The sequence below is a fragment of the Sphingomonas sp. ID1715 genome (assembly GCF_013044515.1).
GTDB lineage: Bacteria > Pseudomonadota > Alphaproteobacteria > Sphingomonadales > Sphingomonadaceae > Sphingomonas_B.
This window is the reverse complement of sequence record NZ_JABEPR010000002.1, coordinates 759,853-778,021: the sequence shown is the minus strand read 5'-3', so window position 1 is coordinate 778,021 and position 18,169 is coordinate 759,853. Positions and strand designations below refer to the sequence as shown.

The window sequence follows — 18,169 nt, the reverse complement described above, 5'->3', positions numbered from 1 at the left end:
GTCAGGTGCGAGCACTTGTCCGCAGCCGCACGGAAAAGTCGAGAGTGCTCAGAGCCAGCCGGCCGCGCGATAGGCGACCGCCGTCGCCTTCAATCCGGCATTGGTCTCGATATGCGGACGCCACAGCTCCGCCGGCGGGCGGCGCTTCGCCACCCAGTCGGGGTGGCTGAAATAGCTCGCGCGGTCGAGCGTCAGCTTGGCGCCTTTGCCGCGGAACAGCCGGTCGATCCGCGCGCCCAGCCGCATCATGGGCCGCGGCACGCTTAAAGCGGTGACCCGCTTGCGCCCGACCGCGACCCCGATCGACTCGGCGAACTGGCGGTGCGTCCAACCCTTCTCATAGCCGTCATCCGGCTCATAGGTTTCGCTGTAGGTCTCTTCATGGCCGATCAGCGTCAGCAGGAAGCGCGACAGGTCGCTCACTTCGATGACGGAGATGCGGCCGGCGGGCGGCAGGAAAACGAGGCCGCGCCTGGCCATCTTGAACAGCTCGAGCGTTTCGCGGTCGCCTGGACCATAGACCGCGGGCGGACGCACGATCGTCCAGTCGAGACCGCTCGCCCCGACCACCTGCTCGGACCGCGCCTTGGACCAGCCATAGTCGGAGAGTTCCGGCTCGCGCGCCGCCATCGAGCTGACATGGATGAAGCGCTTCACGCCGGCCGCCTTGGCCGCCTCCACCATGTTCAGCGTGCCGAACACGTTCGCGTCCTGAAAGCCGGCGCGGTCGGGAGCGTTGATCGCCCCGGCGACATGGATGACGGCATCGGCGCCGACCGCGAGCCGCACCAGCGCCTCGGGCCGGTCGAGCGCGCCTTCGACCCACTCGATCTTGCTGTTCGACGGCTGCGGACGCCGGGTGAGCGCGCGCACCTTATGGCCGCGCATCGCCGCGTGACGGACGAGCGTCGCACCGACAAAGCCGGTGCCTCCAGTAATGGCGAGAGTGGGTTGGGTCATGGATCAGATCAGGACGAGATGGTCGCGGTGGACGAGGGCGGAGCGGGGCGCATAGCCGAGGATTTCGGCCTGCGCATCGCTCTTGGTGCGGAGAATGCGCGCTGCATCGGCGGAGTCATATTCGGATAGCCCCCGTGCGACGGGCTGCCCTTCATGCAGGATATCCACCACGTCACCGCGCTCGAAGCGTCCGTCGATCGCCACCGCGCCCGCGGCGAGCAGGCTGGATCCGGCCTTGAGGGCGCGGGCGGCGCCGGCATCGACCGCGATCCGCCCGCGTGCCGTCAACCGTCCGGCCAGCCACGCCTTGCGCGGCGAAGCTCCGGGTCGCGCAACGAACAAGGTGCCGCGATCCGAACCAAGCGGCCGTTCGGTGCGGCCATTGGCGATCGTGAGGGCAATGCCGGCGGAGGTCGCGATCCGCGCCGCCTCCAGCTTCGACCGCATCCCTCCCGATCCCATGCCTGAGCCCGAACCCGAGCCGGCGAATGACAGGATATGATCGTCGATCGCCTCGACCCGCTCGATCAGCCTGGCGTCGGGCCGGCTGTTCGGGTCGGCGTCGAAAAGCCCGTCCACGTCCGACAGCAGCAGCACTCCGGCCGCGCCCGCAGCCTGGCCGACCCGTGCGGCCAGCCGGTCATTGTCGCCGAAGCGGATTTCGGCCGTGGCGACGCTGTCATTCTCGTTGATCACCGGCACCACGCCCAGGCTCAGCAGCCGGTCGAGCGTCGCCGATGCATTGAGATAGCGCCTTCGGTCTTCCAGATCGTCCAGCGTCACCAGCATCTGCGCCGCGGTCAGCCCCTGCGCGCCGAGCACGTCGGCCCAGACCTGGCTCAACGCGATCTGCCCCGTCGCTGCCGCCGCCTGCGCATCCTCCAATGAAGCGCGGCCGCCCTTTGCCAGCCCCAGCCGCCGCGCGCCCAGGGCAATCGCGCCGGAAGACACCACCGCCACCTGCTGTCCGGCCCGGCACCGCTCCGCGATGTCCGCCGCGATCCCCGCCAGCCACGCGCGCCGCACACCGCCATCGGACGCGACCAGCAGCGCCGATCCGATCTTGACGATCAGGCGCGGGCAGTTGGAGGACGGGAAATGCGGCATCGCGGCTTCGCGTTAACGAACGCCGGCGCGCGTGCCTAGCTTTGCCGCGTCTTCTGCAAGCCGCCGGCGATCCGCCGGGCGAGCAGCCGCGGCGTGAAGCGAATGGATTCGGCCATGATGGCGTTCATCACGCCCGAGACCTTCACCGCCGCATTGCTCTCCAGCGCGGCGAGGCCGTCGCGCACCACCGCGTCCGACGAACTGGCGAAGCGCTTGAACAGCTCGCTATCGCCCATGCCGGCGACATCGGCGAATTCGGTGCGCGTCGGGCCGGGGCAGAGCGCCGCCACCTTGATGCCGGCTCCGCGCACTTCCTCATGCAGCGCCTCGGAGAAGCTCAGCACAAACGCCTTGGTGGCATAATAAACGGCCATCCACGGCCCGGGCTGGAAGGAAGCGGTGGAGGCCACGTTCAGGATGCCGCCCCGTTTCCGCTCGATCATGCCGGGCAGCACGCGGTGGCACAGCTCCATCAGCGCGGTGCAGTTGAGTGCGATCATGCGCTTCTGCTCGTCGAGCCCGATCTCGGCAAAGGCGCCCCGGGCGCCGAAGCCGGCATTGTTGATCAGCTGGTCGATGACGAGGCCACGCTCGCCCGCCTCCCGCATCAGCGTCATGCCGGCATCATCGGCTGCAAGATCGAGCGCCAGCGTCTCGACCGCCACGCCATGCCGCTCAGCCAGCTCGATCGCGAGGGCAGCGAGCCGGTCCTCGCGGCGTGCGACCAGCAGCAGGTTGCGCTTCTGCGCCGCCAATGCCCGCGCAAAGCCTTCGCCCAGTCCCGCCGAAGCGCCGGTGATCACCGTCACGTCCATGCCACCCCTCCCGTTCATGGACTGTGAAGGTGGACCCGCCTAGCGTGCTCGGCAAATCATTTCAGGGGTCGTCCGTGCGTGCTTTGCTTCTTCTCCTGCCGCTGACGCTCGGCGGCTGCCTCGCCAAGACGGCGCTCGACGTCGCCACCATGCCGGTCAAGGCGGTCGGCTGGACGGCCGACAAGCTCACCACCAGCCAGTCCGAAGCCGATGAAAAGCGCGGCCGCGAAATCCGCCGCCAGGAAGAGCAACTCGCCAAGGAAGAACGCGCCCGGCAAAAGGCCGAGGAACGCCGCCGCAAGGAAGTCGAACGCCAACGCCGCGCCATGCAGCGCGAAAGCTGGGATTATTAACCTCACAGGGAAGTGTTGACCGGCCCTGCGCCATATTGCACGTGCGAAGCCCCGTGCCCGAGACCGCCCCCAGCTTCCAGGACCTGATCCTCGCGCTCCACCGCTATTGGGCGGATCAGGGCTGCGTGATCCTGCAGCCCTATGACATGGAAATGGGCGCCGGCACCTTCCACACCGCGACGACCCTGCGCGCGCTCGGGCCGGAGCCGTGGAACGCCGCCTTCGTCCAGCCCTGCCGTAGGCCGACCGACGGCCGCTATGGCGAGAACCCGAACCGGCTGCAGCATTATTACCAATATCAGGTGATCCTGAAGCCGAGCCCGCCCGACTTGCAGGATCTCTATCTTGGCAGCCTGAAGGCGATCGGCCTCGATCTGCTCAAGCACGATATCCGCTTCGTCGAGGATGACTGGGAATCGCCGACGCTCGGCGCCTGGGGCCTGGGCTGGGAAGTCTGGTGCGACGGCATGGAGGTGACCCAGTTCACCTATTTCCAGCAGATGGGCGGCTTCGACTGCAAGCCCGTGGCCGGCGAGCTCACCTACGGGCTCGAACGGCTCGCCATGTACATCCAGAATGTCGACCGGGTGTACGACCTCGATTTCAACGGCCGCGGCACGACCTATGGCGACGTGTTCCTCGAGAACGAAAAGCAGATGTCGACCTGGAATTTCGAGGTCGCGAACACCGACAGCCTGTTCGACGGCTTCCGGAAGGCCGCCGCCGAGTGCGAGAACTGCCTCGACAAGAAGCTGCCCATCCCGGCCTATGAACAGGCGATCAAGGCAAGCCATATCTTCAACCTGCTCCAGGCCCGCGGCGTGATCTCGGTCGCCGAGCGGCAAGCCTATATCGGCCGCGTCCGCGACCTCGCCAAAGGCGCCTGCGCCGCCTGGATGGAAAAGAACGGGTGGGCGGCGTGAGGCGGGCAATGGACTGTGCCCCTGCAACAGCAGGGGCCCAGGAGTCCTCTGCTCAGGGCTGGACCCCTGCTTTCGCAGGGGAACGAAGTGACTGATTTCCTCCTCGAACTCCTGTCGGAAGAAATCCCCGCTCGCATGCAGGCTCGCGCGCGCGACGATCTGGCGCGGCTGTTCGCAGCCGAGATCGCCAAGGCCGGTCTCAAGGCAGCGGCAATCGAGACCTTCTCGACCCCCCGCCGGCTCGCTCTGATCGCCCGCGACCTGCCCGCCGAGACCGAAGCCGTACGCGAGGAGCTGAAAGGCCCGCGCACCTCCGCGCCCCCGCAGGCGCTCGAAGGCTTCCTCCGCAAGACTGGCCTCACCCAGGACCAGCTCACCGATCGCGACGGCGTGTACTTCGCCGTGATCGATAAGCCCGGCCGCGCCACGGCCGCGGTGCTGGCCGAGGCCATTCCGGCCATCGTCCGCGCCTTTCCCTGGCCCAAGTCGATGCGCTGGGGCGCGGCCTCGCAATCGACCGAGAGCCTGCGCTGGGTCCGCCCGCTGCAGGGCATCATCGCCCTCCTGGGTGAAGAGATCGTGCCGTTCGAGATCGACGGCATCGCCTCCGGCGCCGCGACCGTCGGCCACCGCTTCCACCACCCCGGCCGCATCACCATCGGCTCGGCCGAGGATTACGCCGCCAAGCTGCGCGCCTGCCACGTCATCGTCGATCACGAGGAGCGCGAGAGCATTATCGCGGAAGGCGCGACCACCGTCGCCGCCCAGGCCGGCCTCACCCTCGTCCGCGACGAGGCGCTGCTCGCCGAAAATGCCGGGCTGACCGAATGGCCGGTGCCCTTGCTCGGCAGCTTCGACGCCAGCTTCCTGGAGGTCCCGCCCGAGGTGATCCAGCTCACCATGGCGACCAACCAGAAATATTTCGCCTGCCTGGATGCTGGCGGCAAGCTCGTTCCCAACTTCATCTGCACCGCGAATGTGGAGCCGCGCGACCGCGGCGTCGCCATTGTTGCCGGCAACCAGAAGGTGCTCGCCGCCCGCCTGTCGGACGCCAAATTCTTCTGGGAACAGGACCTGAAGGTCCCGCTCCAGGACCAGCTGCCCAAGCTCGAAAAGATCGTCTTCCACGAAAAGCTCGGCACTGTCGCCGACAAGGTCGAGCGCGTCGCCAAGCTCGCCCGCTGGCTGGTGGAAGAGGGGATCGTCAAATCCTCCCCTGAGCAACGCTCAGGGGAGGGGGACCATGCGCAGCATGGTGGAGGGGCCCGAAGCGAAGCGGAGGGTGCGGCTTCCGCCCGCTCCGCGGCCGGCCCCTCCACCGGCTCCGCCGGTCCCCCTCCCCTGCGTGTCGCAGGGGAGGATCAAGAACTCGCAGACCTCGCCGAACAGGCCGCCCGCCTCTGCAAGGCCGACCTCGTCACCGGCATGGTCGGCGAGTTCCCCGAGCTGCAAGGCGTGATGGGCGGCTATTACGCCCGCGCCCAGGGCCTGCCGCCGCAAGTCGCGGACGCCATCCGCGATCACTACAAACCTGTCGGCCAAGGCGACGAAGTGCCGACCGCGCCGGTGACCGTCGCGGTGAGTTTGGCGGACAAGCTGGATACTATCATTGGCTTCTTTGGGATCAAGGAGCGGCCTACCGGGTCGCGTGATCCGTTCGCACTGCGTCGAGCTGCCTTGAGTTCTATTCAGCTTATTTTGGATAATCGCGTTAGGGTGAGCTTGGAGCGGCTCGTTGCAAGCGCATTGAGAGGTTTCGTCCGCGAACGCTTCCACTACGACATGCCAGATGTTGAATATGAGGAAGCATCGACATGGTTGAAGAACCTGGATGTCGGCGAACTCATCGTGGACGCTATTCCCGACTTCTTCGCGGACCGCCTCAAGGTCCAGCAGCGCGAAGCGGGCGTCCGCCACGACCTGATCGACGCGGTGTTCGCGCTCGGCGGGGAGGACGACCTCGTCCGCCTGCTCGCGCGGGTGAAGGCGCTGCAATCCTTCATCGAGACGGCGGAGGGCCGCGACCTGCTCGCCGGCTACAAGCGCGCGGCGAACATCCTGAAGAAGGAGGCGTGGCCGCCCAGTTCCCCTGCGCAAGCAGGGGCCCAGGGAGAAGCGGTACGGGGCAACCCTGGGCTCCTGCTTTCGCAGGAGAACGGCGGAGGAGATGTACAAGGCATCCCCCAGACCGGCGAGGAAGACCCCTTCGTCATGGCCGAGGATCTGCGCGACGCGATCTCGGCGCATGAGAAAATCCTGTCCTACACCCCCGAGCCTGAGGAAAGCTCGCTGATCGCCGCGCTCGATTCGGCCGAGCCGCGCGCGCGGGCGGCGGTCGCGGCGGAGGATTTCGAGGGGGCGATGGCGGCGCTGGCGAGCTTGCGCGCTCCGGTGGACGCGTTCTTTGACAAGGTGACGGTGAACGACGCCGATCCCGCCAGGCGCGCGGCGCGGCTGAACCTGCTCGCGCGCATGCGCGACGCGGTGCACCAGGTCGCCGATTTCTCCAGGATCGAGGGCTGAGCCGCCCATGGCCACCGCGACCTTTTGTGAACATTCGCCACGCTGAAGGGGAATCGATGACGCAGTACGTGTACCGCTTCGGCGGTGGAGTGTCGGACGGGCGGGGGCTCGGCAAGGAACTGCTCGGCGGCAAGGGGGCGAACCTCGATGGCATGGCGTCGATCGGCCTGCCGGTGCCGCCGGGCTTCACGATCAGCACCGAAATGTGCACCCGCTATTATGCCGAGGGCCAGACGTTCCCCGACAGCGTGAAGGCGGAAGTCGCGCAGGGCCTCGCCCATATCGAGGGCGTCACCGGCAAAAGCTTCGGCAACCCCGCCGACCCGCTGCTCGTCTCGGTCCGCTCCGGCGCGCGCGTGTCGATGCCGGGCATGATGGACACGGTGCTGAACCTCGGCCTCAATGACGAGACGGTGCAGGGCCTGGCCGCTACCAGCGGCGACGAGCGCTTTGCCTGGGACAGCTATCGCCGCTTCATCCAGATGTATGCGGACGTCGTGCTCGGCCTGGATCACGGCGCGTTCGAGGAAGCGCTGGAGATCGCCAAGGAAGACCAGGGTCACTTCCTCGATACCGACATGTCGGCCGAGGATTGGCGCAAGCTCGTCGGCGAGTACAAGCGGCTGGTCCAGGAGCAATGGGGCAAGCCCTTCCCGCAGGACGTGCACGACCAGCTCTGGGGCGCGATCGGCGCGGTGTTCGGGTCGTGGGAATCGGACCGCGCCAAGGTCTATCGCCGGCTGAACGACATTCCCGGCGACTGGGGTACGGCCGTCAACGTCCAGGCGATGGTGTTCGGCAATATGGGCGAGACGAGCGCCACCGGCGTCGCCTTTACCCGCAACCCGTCGACCGGCGAGCGCGCTTATTATGGCGAGTTCCTGATCAACGCGCAGGGTGAAGACGTGGTCGCCGGCATCCGCACGCCGCAATATCTCACCCGCACCGCGCGCGAGCAGGCCGGCGCCAAGCCGCTCAGCATGGAAGAGGCGATGCCGGAGACCTATGCCGAGCTCGCCCGGGTCTTCGACCTACTCGAGACTCACTATCGCGACATGCAGGACATCGAGTTCACCGTCGAACGCGGCAAGCTGTGGATGCTGCAGACGCGGAGCGGCAAGCGCACCGCCAAGGCGGCGCTAAAGATTGCCGTCGACATGGCCGAGGAAGGGTTGATCACGAAGAGCGAGGCGGTCGGTCGCGTCGACCCACAGGCGCTCGACCAATTGCTCCACCCGACGCTCGACCCCGAGGCCGAGCGCGACGTGCTGACCAAGGGCCTGCCCGCTTCTCCGGGCGCCGCGTCGGGCGAAGTGGTGTTCGACGCCGACACGGCCGAAACGCGCGCGCAGCTCGGCGCGGCCGTCATTCTCGTCCGCATCGAGACCAGCCCGGAAGACATTCACGGCATGCACGCGGCCAAGGGCATCCTGACCGCGCGCGGCGGCATGACCAGCCACGCGGCCGTGGTGGCGCGCGGCATGGGCCGCCCTTGCGTCTCCGGCGCCGGCACGCTCGCGATCGACGCCAAGGCGAAGCTGTTCCGCATCGGCGACCGCACGATCAAGGAAGGCGATGTCATCACCATCGACGGCGCGACGGGCGAAGTGATGGCGGGTGCCGTGCCGACGGTGCAGCCGGAACTGGCCGGCGATTTCGGCACGTTGATGGAATGGGCCGATGGCGTGCGGCGGCTGAAGGTTCGCACCAATGCCGAAACCCCGCTCGACTGCCGCACCGCGCGCGGCTTCGGCGCGGAGGGCATTGGCCTGTGTCGCACCGAGCACATGTTCTTCGATGCGGCGCGGATTACCGCCGTCCGCCAGATGATTCTGGCCGACAGCGAAAAGGGCCGCCGCGCCGCACTTGCCAAATTGCTCCCCGAACAGCGCAGCGACTTTGCCGAGATTTTCGAGATCATGGCCGGCTTGCCGGTCACCATCCGCCTGCTCGACCCGCCGCTGCACGAATTCCTACCCCACGAGGAAGAAGAGTTCGCCGAAGTCGCCGAAGCCGCAGGCATCGGCGTCGAGGCGCTCAAACGCCGCGCGGCGGAACTGCACGAGTTCAACCCGATGCTCGGTCATCGCGGCTGCCGGCTGGGCGTCACCTATCCCGAAATCTACGAAATGCAGGCGCGCGCGATCTTCGAGGCAGCGGTCGAGGTGGCGGAGAAATCCGGTGCCGCGCCTATTCCCGAAGTGATGGTGCCGCTCGTCGCGACGAAGCGCGAGCTCGAGCTGATGAAGGAGGTGATCGACCGCACCGCCGAGGCGGTGTTCGCCGAGAAGGGGCGGCGCATCGAATATCTGGTCGGCACAATGATCGAACTGCCGCGCGCGGCCTTGAAGGCGGGCGAGATCGCCGAGGTCGGCCAGTTCTTCAGCTTCGGCACCAACGACCTGACCCAGACCACCTTGGGCGTCAGCCGCGACGATGCCGGGCGCTTCCTGACGACTTATGTCGACAAGGGCATTTTCGCCCGCGATCCGTTCGTCAGCCTCGATATCGAAGGCGTCGGCGAGCTGATCTCGCTCGCCGCCGAACGCGGCCGCCAGACGCGTTCCGACATCAAGCTCGGCATCTGCGGCGAACATGGTGGCGATCCCGCCTCCATCGCCTTTTGCGAAAGCGTCGGCCTCGATTACGTCAGCGCTTCTCCCTACCGCGTGCCCATCGCCCGGCTTGCGGCGGCGCAAGCCGCGTTGAGGGCCTAGACAGGGGCGGGCGCGAGTCCTATATCGCCCCTCTCACCACAGTTTTCGGGACATGGCACGCAGGTGGCGCGGCGGGCCGAACGAATGGAAGACTGGTGGTTGCCCGAACGCCTGGAGCTGCGGTTCTCTCCTTGAGAACACGCGGCTTTTTGCGTCGGGTCTGCGTCCGGATTTCAACGGCGAGGCACTAAACCCCCATGGCGACTCAGGCAGTTCCGGCTTCGGCTGGCCGCGCGTCCAAGCGTATCCGCAAGGTTTTCGGCAACATCCACGAAGTGGTGCAGATGCCGAACCTGATTGAGGTCCAGCGCGAAAGCTACGAACAGTTCCTGCGCTCCGATCCGGCGACCGGCTATGTGTCGGGCCTGGAAAAGACGCTGCGCAGCGTGTTCCCGATCCGCGACTTTGCCGGCACCGCCGAGCTCGACTTCGTCCATTACGAACTCGAGCCGCCGAAATATGACGTCGAGGAATGCCGTCAGCGCGGCATCACCTATGCGGCGCCGATGCGCGTTACGCTGCGCCTGATCGTGTTCGAGGTGGACGCCGACACCGAAAGCCGCTCCGTGCTCGATATCAAGGAGCAGGACGTCTACATGGGCGACATGCCGCTCATGACCGAGAACGGCACCTTCTTCATCAACGGCACCGAGCGCGTCATCGTCTCGCAGATGCACCGCTCGCCGGGCGTGCTGTTCGACCATGACCGCGGCAAGACGCACGCCTCGGGCAAGTATCTCTTCGCCGCGCGGGTCATCCCGTATCGCGGTTCGTGGCTCGACTTCGAGTTCGATGCCAAGGACATCGTCAACGTCCGCATCGACCGCAAGCGCAAGCTGCCGGTCACTTCGCTGCTGCTCGCCCTCGGCCTGAACGGCGAGGAGATCTTGCATCACTTCTACAACACCGTGACGTGGGAACGCGGCACGGGCGGCTGGAAGGTGCCGTTCGTCGTCGAGAATTGGCGCGGCCAGAAGCCGCAGTTCGACGTCGTCAATGGCGAGACCGGCGAAGTCGTGTTCGCGGCCGGCCAGAAGGTCACGCCGCGCGCCGCGAACAAGGCGGCCAAGGACGGCCTCACCACGCTGCTGATCCCGACCGAAGAGATTTTCGGCCGCTATTCGGCGCTCGACCTGATCAACGAGGCGACCGGCGAGATCTATATCGAAGCCGGCGACGAGGTCTCGCCCGAGAATCTGGAAAAGCTCGACAAGGCCGGGCTGGACCGGGTCGAACTGCTCGACATCGATCACGTCAACACCGGTCCCTGGATCCGCAACACGCTCAAGGTCGACAAGGCCGAGGACCGCGACCAGGCGCTTTCCGACATCTACCGCGTCATGCGTCCCGGCGAGCCGCCGACGAAGGAAACCGCCGAAGCGCTGTTCGCCGGCCTGTTCTTCGATCCGGAGCGCTACGACCTGTCGGCCGTCGGCCGCGTCAAGCTCAACATGCGCCTGGGCCTTGATGCCGAGGACACCATCACGACGCTGCGCACCGAGGACATCCTCGCCGTCGTCAAGGAGCTGGTGAACCTGAAGGACGGCAAGGGCGAGATCGACGATATCGACAATCTCGGCAACCGCCGCGTCCGTTCGGTCGGCGAGCTGCTCGAGAACCAGTATCGCGTCGGCCTGCTCCGCATGGAGCGCGCGGTGAAGGAGCGCATGTCGTCGGTCGACGTGTCGACCGTCATGCCGAACGACCTGATCAACGCGAAGCCCGCGGTCGCCGCGGTGCGCGAGTTCTTCGGCTCGTCGCAGCTGTCGCAGTTCATGGACCAGACCAATCCGCTCTCCGAAGTCACGCACAAGCGTCGCGTCTCGGCGCTCGGGCCGGGTGGTCTCACGCGTGAGCGCGCGGGCTTCGAAGTCCGCGACGTCCACCCGACGCACTATGGCCGCATCTGCCCGATCGAGACGCCGGAAGGCCCGAACATCGGCCTGATCAACTCGCTGGCGTCGTTCAGCCGGGTCAACAAATATGGCTTCATCGAGACGCCGTACCGCCGCATCGTCGACGGCAAGGTTACGAACGACGTCGTCTATCTGTCGGCGATGGAAGAGGCCAAGCACACCATCGCGCAGGCGAACGCCGAGTTGGACGCTGAAGGCCGCTTCACCGAGGAACTGGTCTCGGCGCGTCAGGCCGGCGAGTTCCTGATGGCGTTGCCCGAGCAGATCACCCTGATGGACGTGAGCCCCAAGCAGCTCGTGTCGGTTGCCGCCTCGCTCATTCCGTTCCTCGAGAATGACGACGCCAACCGCGCGCTGATGGGCTCGAACATGCAGCGCCAGGCGGTGCCGCTGGTTCGTGCCGAAGCGCCGTTCGTCGGCACCGGCATGGAAGAGACGGTGGCGCGCGACTCCGGTGCGGCGATTGCTGCCAAGCGCGCCGGCATCGTCGACCAGGTCGACGCGACCCGCATCGTCGTCCGTGCGACCGGCGAGGTCGAGGCCGGCAAGTCGGGCGTCGACATCTACCGCCTGATGAAGTTCGAGCGTTCGAACCAGTCGACCTGCATCAACCAGCGTCCGCTGGTGAAGGTGGGCGACGTGGTCAGCGCCGGCGACATCATCGCCGACGGCCCTTCGACCGAGTTCGGTGAGCTGGCGCTGGGCCGCAACGCCCTCGTCGCGTTCATGCCCTGGAACGGCTACAATTACGAAGACTCGATCCTGATCTCCGAGCGCATCGTGAAGGACGACGTGTTCACGTCGATCCACATCGACGAGTTCGAGGTCATGGCCCGCGACACCAAGCTCGGGCCGGAGGACATCACCCGCGACATCCCGAACGTCGGCGAGGAAGCGCTGCGCAACCTCGACGAGGCGGGCATCGTCTATATTGGCGCCGAGGTCGAGCCGGGCGACATCCTGGTCGGCAAGATCACGCCGAAGGGCGAAAGTCCGATGACGCCGGAGGAAAAGCTGCTCCGTGCCATCTTCGGTGAAAAGGCGTCGGACGTGCGCGACACGTCGCTGCGCCTGCCGCCCGGCGTCACCGGCACGGTGGTCGACGTGCGCGTCTTCAACCGCCACGGCATCGACAAGGACGAACGTGCTTTGGCGATCGAGCGCGAGGAAATCGAGCGGCTCCGCAAGGACGCCGACGACGAACGCGCGATCCTCAACCGCGCCACCTGGTCGCGCCTGCGCGAAATGCTGCTCGGCCAGGTCGCGACCGCGGCGCCGAAGGGCGTCAAGAAGGGCTCCAGCATCGACGACGCGCTCCTCAATGAGGTCGAGCGTCACGAATGGTGGAAGTTCGCGGTGCAGGACGACCGCGTCCAGGCCGATATCGAAGCGGTCAAGGCGCAGTATGACGAGGCCGTGAAGTCGATCAACGAAAAGTTCGAGGATCGGCGCGAGAAGCTGGAGCGGGGCGACGAGCTGCCGCCGGGCGTCTTGAAGATGGTCAAGGTCTTCGTCGCGGTGAAGCGCAAGCTGCAGCCAGGCGACAAGATGGCCGGCCGTCACGGCAACAAGGGCGTGATCAGCCGCATCCTGCCGATCGAGGACATGCCGTTCCTGGAAGACGGGACGCATGTGGACATCGTGCTGAACCCGCTGGGCGTGCCGAGCCGCATGAACGTCGGCCAGATCTTCGAGACGCATCTGGGCTGGGCCGCGCGCGGTCTCGGCCGCCAGATCACCGAGGCACTGGAAGGCTGGCGTGAGGCCAATCCCGACGCGCAGGGCGGGGCTGCCCCGCAGGCGGTCCGGGACCGACTGAAGACGGTCTATGGCGACGATTATGCCGCCGAGATCGACGGCCGTCCCGACGAGGATATCGTCGAGATGGCGGGCCTGCTGAAGAATGGCGTGCCGATGGCGACGCCGGTGTTCGACGGCGCGCGCGAGGCGGACGTGTCGCGGATGCTGGAGCTGGCCGGTCTCGACACGTCGGGCCAGTCGACGCTCTATGACGGCCGCACCGGCGAGGCGTTCGACCGTAAGGTGACCGTGGGCTACATCTACATGCTGAAGCTCCACCACCTGGTCGACGACAAGATCCACGCGCGTTCGATCGGGCCGTACAGCCTGGTCACCCAGCAGCCGCTGGGCGGCAAGGCGCAGTTCGGCGGCCAGCGCTTCGGCGAAATGGAGGTCTGGGCCTTGCAGGCTTACGGCGCCGCCTACACCTTGCAGGAAATGCTGACGGTGAAGTCCGACGACGTGGTCGGCCGCACCAAGGTCTATGAAGCGATCGTCAAGGGCGACGACACCTTCGAGGCCGGCATTCCCGAGAGCTTCAACGTGCTCGTCAAGGAAATGCGCTCGCTGGGCCTGAACGTCGAGCTGAACACGATGGATGCGATCGACGAGGACGGCGACGAACTCGCCCAGGCCGCGGAGTAAAAGCCGAAAAGCCCCTCTCCTTCAGGGGAGGGGTTGGGGTGGGGAAGTCTGAGCCAGGCTCTTCACTCCGAAAACAAGTTACTGCCCCACCCCAACCCCTCCCCTGAAGGGGAGGGGCTAGTGAGGACCGAAAATGAACGAGATGACCCCCTTCGCCAATCCGCTGACCAAGCCGGAGACGTTCGACCAGATCCAGATCGGCATCGCGTCGCCGGAGCGGATCCGTTCCTGGTCGTTCGGCGAGATCAAGAAGCCGGAGACGATCAACTACCGCACGTTCAAGCCCGAGCGTGACGGCTTGTTCTGCGCGCGTATCTTCGGCCCGATCAAGGACTACGAATGCTTGTGCGGCAAGTACAAGCGCATGAAGTACAAGGGAATCGTCTGCGAAAAGTGCGGCGTCGAGGTCACCGTCTCGAAGGTCCGGCGCGAGCGGATGGGCCATATCGAGCTGGCCGCCCCGGTCGCGCACATCTGGTTCCTGAAGTCGCTGCCCAGCCGCATCGGCCTGCTGCTCGACATGCAGCTGAAGCAGCTTGAGCGGATCCTCTATTTCGAAGCCTATGTGGTGATCGAGCCGGGCCTGACCCCGCTTGAGCGCTATCAGCTGCTGACCGAGGACGAACTGCTCTCGGCGCAGGACGAATATGGCGAGGACGCCTTCTCCGCCGGCATCGGCGCGGAAGCGGTCCGCATCATGCTCGAAAGCCTCGATCTCGAAGGTGAGCGCACCCAGCTGCTCGAAGAGCTCGCGACCACCAAGTCGGAGCTGAAGCCCAAGAAGATCATCAAGCGGCTGAAGGTCGTCGAAAGCTTCATCGACTCCGGGAATCGCCCGGAATGGATGATCCTGAACGTCGTGCCGGTCATCCCGCCCGAGCTGCGCCCGCTGGTGCCGCTCGACGGCGGCCGCTTCGCGACGTCGGACCTGAACGACCTTTATCGCCGCGTGATCAACCGCAACAACCGCCTGAAGCGGCTGATGGAGCTGCGCGCGCCGGACATCATCGTCCGCAACGAAAAGCGCATGCTGCAGGAAGCGGTGGACGCGCTGTTCGACAATGGCCGCCGCGGCCGCACCATCACCGGTGCGAACAAGCGTCCGCTGAAGTCGCTCAGCGACATGCTGAAGGGCAAGCAGGGCCGGTTCCGGCAGAACCTGCTCGGCAAACGCGTCGACTATTCGGGTCGCTCGGTCATCGTGACCGGTCCGGAGCTGAAGCTGCACCAGTGCGGCCTGCCGAAGAAGATGGCCTTGGAGCTGTTCAAGCCGTTCATCTACGCCCGGCTCGACGCCAAGGGTCTGTCCATGACGCTCAAGCAGGCCAAGAAGTGGGTCGAGAAGGAGCGCAAGGAAGTCTGGGACATCCTGGACGAAGTGATCCGCGAGCACCCCGTGCTGCTGAACCGCGCGCCGACGCTCCACCGCCTCGGCATCCAGGCGTTCGAGCCGGTGCTTATCGAGGGCAAGGCGATCCAGCTTCATCCGCTGGTCTGCTCGGCCTTCAACGCCGACTTCGACGGCGACCAGATGGCCGTGCACGTGCCGCTGAGCCTCGAGGCACAGCTGGAAGCGCGCGTGCTGATGATGTCGACCAACAACATCCTCAGCCCCGCGAACGGCAAGCCGATCATCGTGCCGTCGCAGGACATGGTGCTGGGCCTCTATTACCTCTCTATGGAGCGCGAAGGCGAGCCGGGCGAGGGCATGATGATTTCCGACATGTCGGAAGTGCACCAGGCGCTCGATGCGAAGGCGGTGACGCTCCACACCAAGATCGTCAGCCGCGTTCCGCAGACCGACGAGAACGGCGTCACCTATATGAAGCGGGTCGAGACGACGCCGGGCCGCATGCTGCTCGGCGAGACCCTGCCCAAGTCGCACAAGGTGCCGTTCGAGACCGTCAACCGCCTGCTGACCAAGAAGGAGATCGGCGACGTCATCGACACCGTCTATCGCCACACCGGTCAGAAGGAGACGGTGCTGTTCGCCGACGCGATCATGGCGCTGGGCTTCCGTCATGCGTTCAAGGCGGGCATCTCGTTCGGCAAGGACGACATGATCATTCCGGCTTCGAAGGAAGCGACCGTCGAAGAGACCCGCGCGCTCGTGAAGGATTACGAGCAGCAGTATCAGGACGGCCTGATCACCCAGCAGGAAAAGTACAACAAGGTGATCGACGCCTGGAGCCGCTGCGGCGACCAGGTGGCGAATGCGATGATGGAAGAGATCAAGGCGACGCCGAAGCTGGCCGATGGCCGGCTCGCCCCGATCAACTCCATCTATATGATGGCGCACTCCGGCGCCCGTGGTTCGCAGGCGCAGATGAAGCAGCTTGCCGGCATGCGCGGCCTCATGGCCAAGCCGTCGGGCGAGATCATCGAAACGCCGATCATCTCGAACTTCAAGGAAGGCCTGACCGTCCTTGAGTACTTCAACTCCACCCACGGCGCCCGCAAGGGCCTCGCGGACACGGCGCTCAAGACGGCGAACTCGGGTTACCTGACCCGCCGTCTCGTCGACGTGTCGCAGGACTGCGTCGTTGTCGAAGAGGATTGCGGCACCGAACGGGCGCTGGAGATGAAGGCGATCGTCCAGGGCGGCGCCACCATCGCTTCGCTCGGCGAGCGTGTGCTGGGCCGCACCACGGCCGAGGACATCGTGGATTCCAAGACCGGCGAGACGCTGGTTTCGGAAGGCACGCTTCTCGACGAGGCCATGGTCGCTCGCCTTGAAGAGATGAGCATCCAGTCGGTGCGCATCCGTTCGCCGCTGATCTGCGAGTCGAAGGGCGGCGTCTGCGGCGCCTGCTATGGTCGCGACCTCGCGCGCGGCACGCCGGTGAATATCGGCGAAGCCGTCGGCGTCATCGCGGCGCAGTCGATCGGCGAGCCGGGTACCCAGCTGACGATGCGGACCTTCCACATCGGTGGTGCGGCGCAGCTCAATGAGCAGTCGAACCTCGAAGCGGTCAGCGACGGCCGGATCGAGTTCCGCGACCTGCCGACGATTACGGACAGCCGCGGCCGGCGCATTGCGCTTGCCCGCAACGGCGAGATCGCGATCCTCGACATGGACGGCCGTGAGCGGGCGACCCATCGTCTGCCCTATGGTGCGCACCTGCTCGTGAACGACGGCCACATCGTCCAGAAGGGCGAGCGGATCGCCGAATGGGATCCGTTCACCATGCCGATCATCACCGAAAAGGCCGGTGTGGTGAAGTTCCAGGACCTGATCGAGGGCAAGACGCTCGTCGAGCAGACGGACGAAGCCACCGGCATCGCGCAGCGTGTCGTGATCGAATATCGTGCGACCACCAAGTCGAAGGAGGATCTGCGTCCGCGCATCACCCTGCTCGACGAGACGTCGGGCGAAGCGGGTCGCTACATGCTGGCGCCGGGGGCGATGCTCTCGGTCGAGGACGGCCAGACCGTCCAGGCCGGCGACGTGCTCGCCCGTGTCTCGCGCGAAGCGGCCAAGACTCGCGACATCACCGGCGGTCTGCCGCGGGTGGCCGAGCTGTTCGAGGCGCGCAAGCCGAAGGAAAATGCGATCATCGCCAAGGTCTCGGGCCGGGTCGTGTTCGGCAAGGACTATAAGGCGAAGCGCAAGATCGGCATCCAGCCGGATGATGGCGGCGAGGTCGTCGAATATCTGGTGCCGAAGTCGAAGGTGATCGACGTCCAGGAAGGCGACTATGTCAAGCGTGGCGACAACCTGATCGGCGGCAGCCCGGATCCGCACGATATTCTCGAAGTGCTCGGCATCGAGCCCTTGGCCGAATATCTCGTGTCGGAAATCCAGGAAGTCTATCGACTGCAGGGCGTGAAGATCAACGACAAGCACATCGAGACGATCGTTCGTCAGATGCTGCAGAAGGTCGAGATCACCGAGTCGGGCGACACCACTCTCCTGGTCGGCGAACAGCTCGACCGGGAGGAAATGGACGAGGTCAATGCCAAGCTGAACCCGGGCCAGCGCCCGGCGGAAGGCAAGCCGGTCCTCTTGGGCATCACCAAGGCGTCGCTCCAGACCCGCAGCTTCATCTCGGCCGCCTCCTTCCAGGAAACGACCCGGGTGCTCACCGAAGCGGCGGTCCAGGGCAAGAAGGACACGCTGATGGGCCTGAAGGAGAACGTCATCGTCGGCCGGCTGATCCCGGCGGGCACGGGCGCCGGCATGAACCGGCTCCGGGTGGCGGCGTCCTCGCGCGACGCGGCTCTCCGCGCTGCGCAGCGCAACTGGCAGGCTTCGCTCGTGGCGCCGAACAGCGCCGCGGAAGAGCACGCCGCCGAGCTGCGCCGCCCGGTCGAGGACGATAGCGGCGACGATCCGCTGGCAGTCGCCGTGGTCAGCGGCGACGGCTCGGACGAAGCCGCCGGCGACTATCTGCAGGATTGATCCTCGGG

At 66.0% G+C, this 18,169-nt stretch carries 9 protein-coding genes; 6 read left to right on the top strand and 3 right to left on the bottom strand.

Annotated elements, in window-relative coordinates; all coding sequences use genetic code 11:
- Positions 1–48: 48 nt before the first annotated feature.
- From HJG53_RS08770 to HJG53_RS08760, 3 genes are read right to left on the bottom strand one after another with little or no spacing between them, the layout of a single operon-like run.
- On the bottom strand, positions 49–960 hold the full coding sequence (locus HJG53_RS08770) for an NAD(P)-dependent oxidoreductase (protein ID WP_171129550.1): 912 nt from the start codon (positions 958–960) through the stop codon (positions 49–51).
- Between the two features lie 3 nt (positions 961–963).
- Positions 964–2,067 (bottom strand): glutamate 5-kinase, encoded by a 1,104-nt coding sequence (gene proB, locus HJG53_RS08765; RefSeq protein ID WP_171129549.1) that lies wholly within the window; start codon positions 2,065–2,067, stop codon positions 964–966.
- A gap of 35 nt (positions 2,068–2,102) precedes the next feature.
- The gene (locus tag HJG53_RS08760) at positions 2,103–2,882 is read right to left on the bottom strand and encodes an SDR family oxidoreductase (RefSeq protein WP_171129547.1); all 780 of its coding nucleotides are present in this window, start codon (positions 2,880–2,882) and stop codon (positions 2,103–2,105) included.
- Positions 2,883–2,956: 74 nt separating this feature from the next.
- Between HJG53_RS08760 and HJG53_RS08755 the strand changes: the two genes are divergently transcribed.
- The 6 genes from HJG53_RS08755 to rpoC all read left to right on the top strand — a co-directional run bounded on the left by HJG53_RS08755 (position 2,957) and on the right by rpoC (position 18,161).
- A complete protein-coding gene (locus tag HJG53_RS08755; RefSeq protein ID WP_171129544.1) occupies positions 2,957–3,235 on the top strand; it encodes a hypothetical protein in 279 nt (92 codons plus the stop codon).
- Between the two features lie 53 nt (positions 3,236–3,288).
- Positions 3,289–4,158, top strand: coding sequence for a glycine--tRNA ligase subunit alpha (locus HJG53_RS08750; protein WP_368039541.1), 870 nt, complete (start codon positions 3,289–3,291; stop codon positions 4,156–4,158).
- 87 nt (positions 4,159–4,245) lie between these two features.
- Positions 4,246–6,681, top strand: a complete 2,436-nt coding sequence (glyS, locus tag HJG53_RS08745; protein ID WP_171129542.1) for a glycine--tRNA ligase subunit beta — start codon at positions 4,246–4,248, stop codon at positions 6,679–6,681.
- Between the two features lie 56 nt (positions 6,682–6,737).
- Entirely contained in the window at positions 6,738–9,398 is a 2,661-nt protein-coding gene (gene ppdK, locus HJG53_RS08740) for a pyruvate, phosphate dikinase (RefSeq protein ID WP_171129540.1), read from the top strand.
- A 197-nt stretch (positions 9,399–9,595) separates the two neighbouring features.
- Positions 9,596–13,759, top strand: a complete 4,164-nt coding sequence (rpoB, locus tag HJG53_RS08735; protein ID WP_171129538.1) for a DNA-directed RNA polymerase subunit beta — start codon at positions 9,596–9,598, stop codon at positions 13,757–13,759.
- 133 nt (positions 13,760–13,892) lie between these two features.
- Positions 13,893–18,161, top strand: coding sequence for a DNA-directed RNA polymerase subunit beta' (gene rpoC, locus HJG53_RS08730; protein ID WP_171129536.1), 4,269 nt, complete (start codon positions 13,893–13,895; stop codon positions 18,159–18,161).
- Positions 18,162–18,169 lie beyond the last annotated feature (8 nt).

Coding starts and splice junctions, on each gene's coding strand:
- HJG53_RS08770 (WP_171129550.1), bottom strand. CDS start 960: ATGACCCAACCCACTCTCGCCATTACTGGAGGCACCGGCTTTGTCGGT.
- proB (WP_171129549.1), bottom strand. CDS start 2,067: ATGCCGCATTTCCCGTCCTCCAACTGCCCGCGCCTGATCGTCAAGATC.
- HJG53_RS08760 (WP_171129547.1), bottom strand. CDS start 2,882: ATGGACGTGACGGTGATCACCGGCGCTTCGGCGGGACTGGGCGAAGGC.
- ppdK (WP_171129540.1), top strand. CDS start 6,738: ATGACGCAGTACGTGTACCGCTTCGGCGGTGGAGTGTCGGACGGGCGG.
- rpoB (WP_171129538.1), top strand. CDS start 9,596: ATGGCGACTCAGGCAGTTCCGGCTTCGGCTGGCCGCGCGTCCAAGCGT.
- rpoC (WP_171129536.1), top strand. CDS start 13,893: ATGAACGAGATGACCCCCTTCGCCAATCCGCTGACCAAGCCGGAGACG.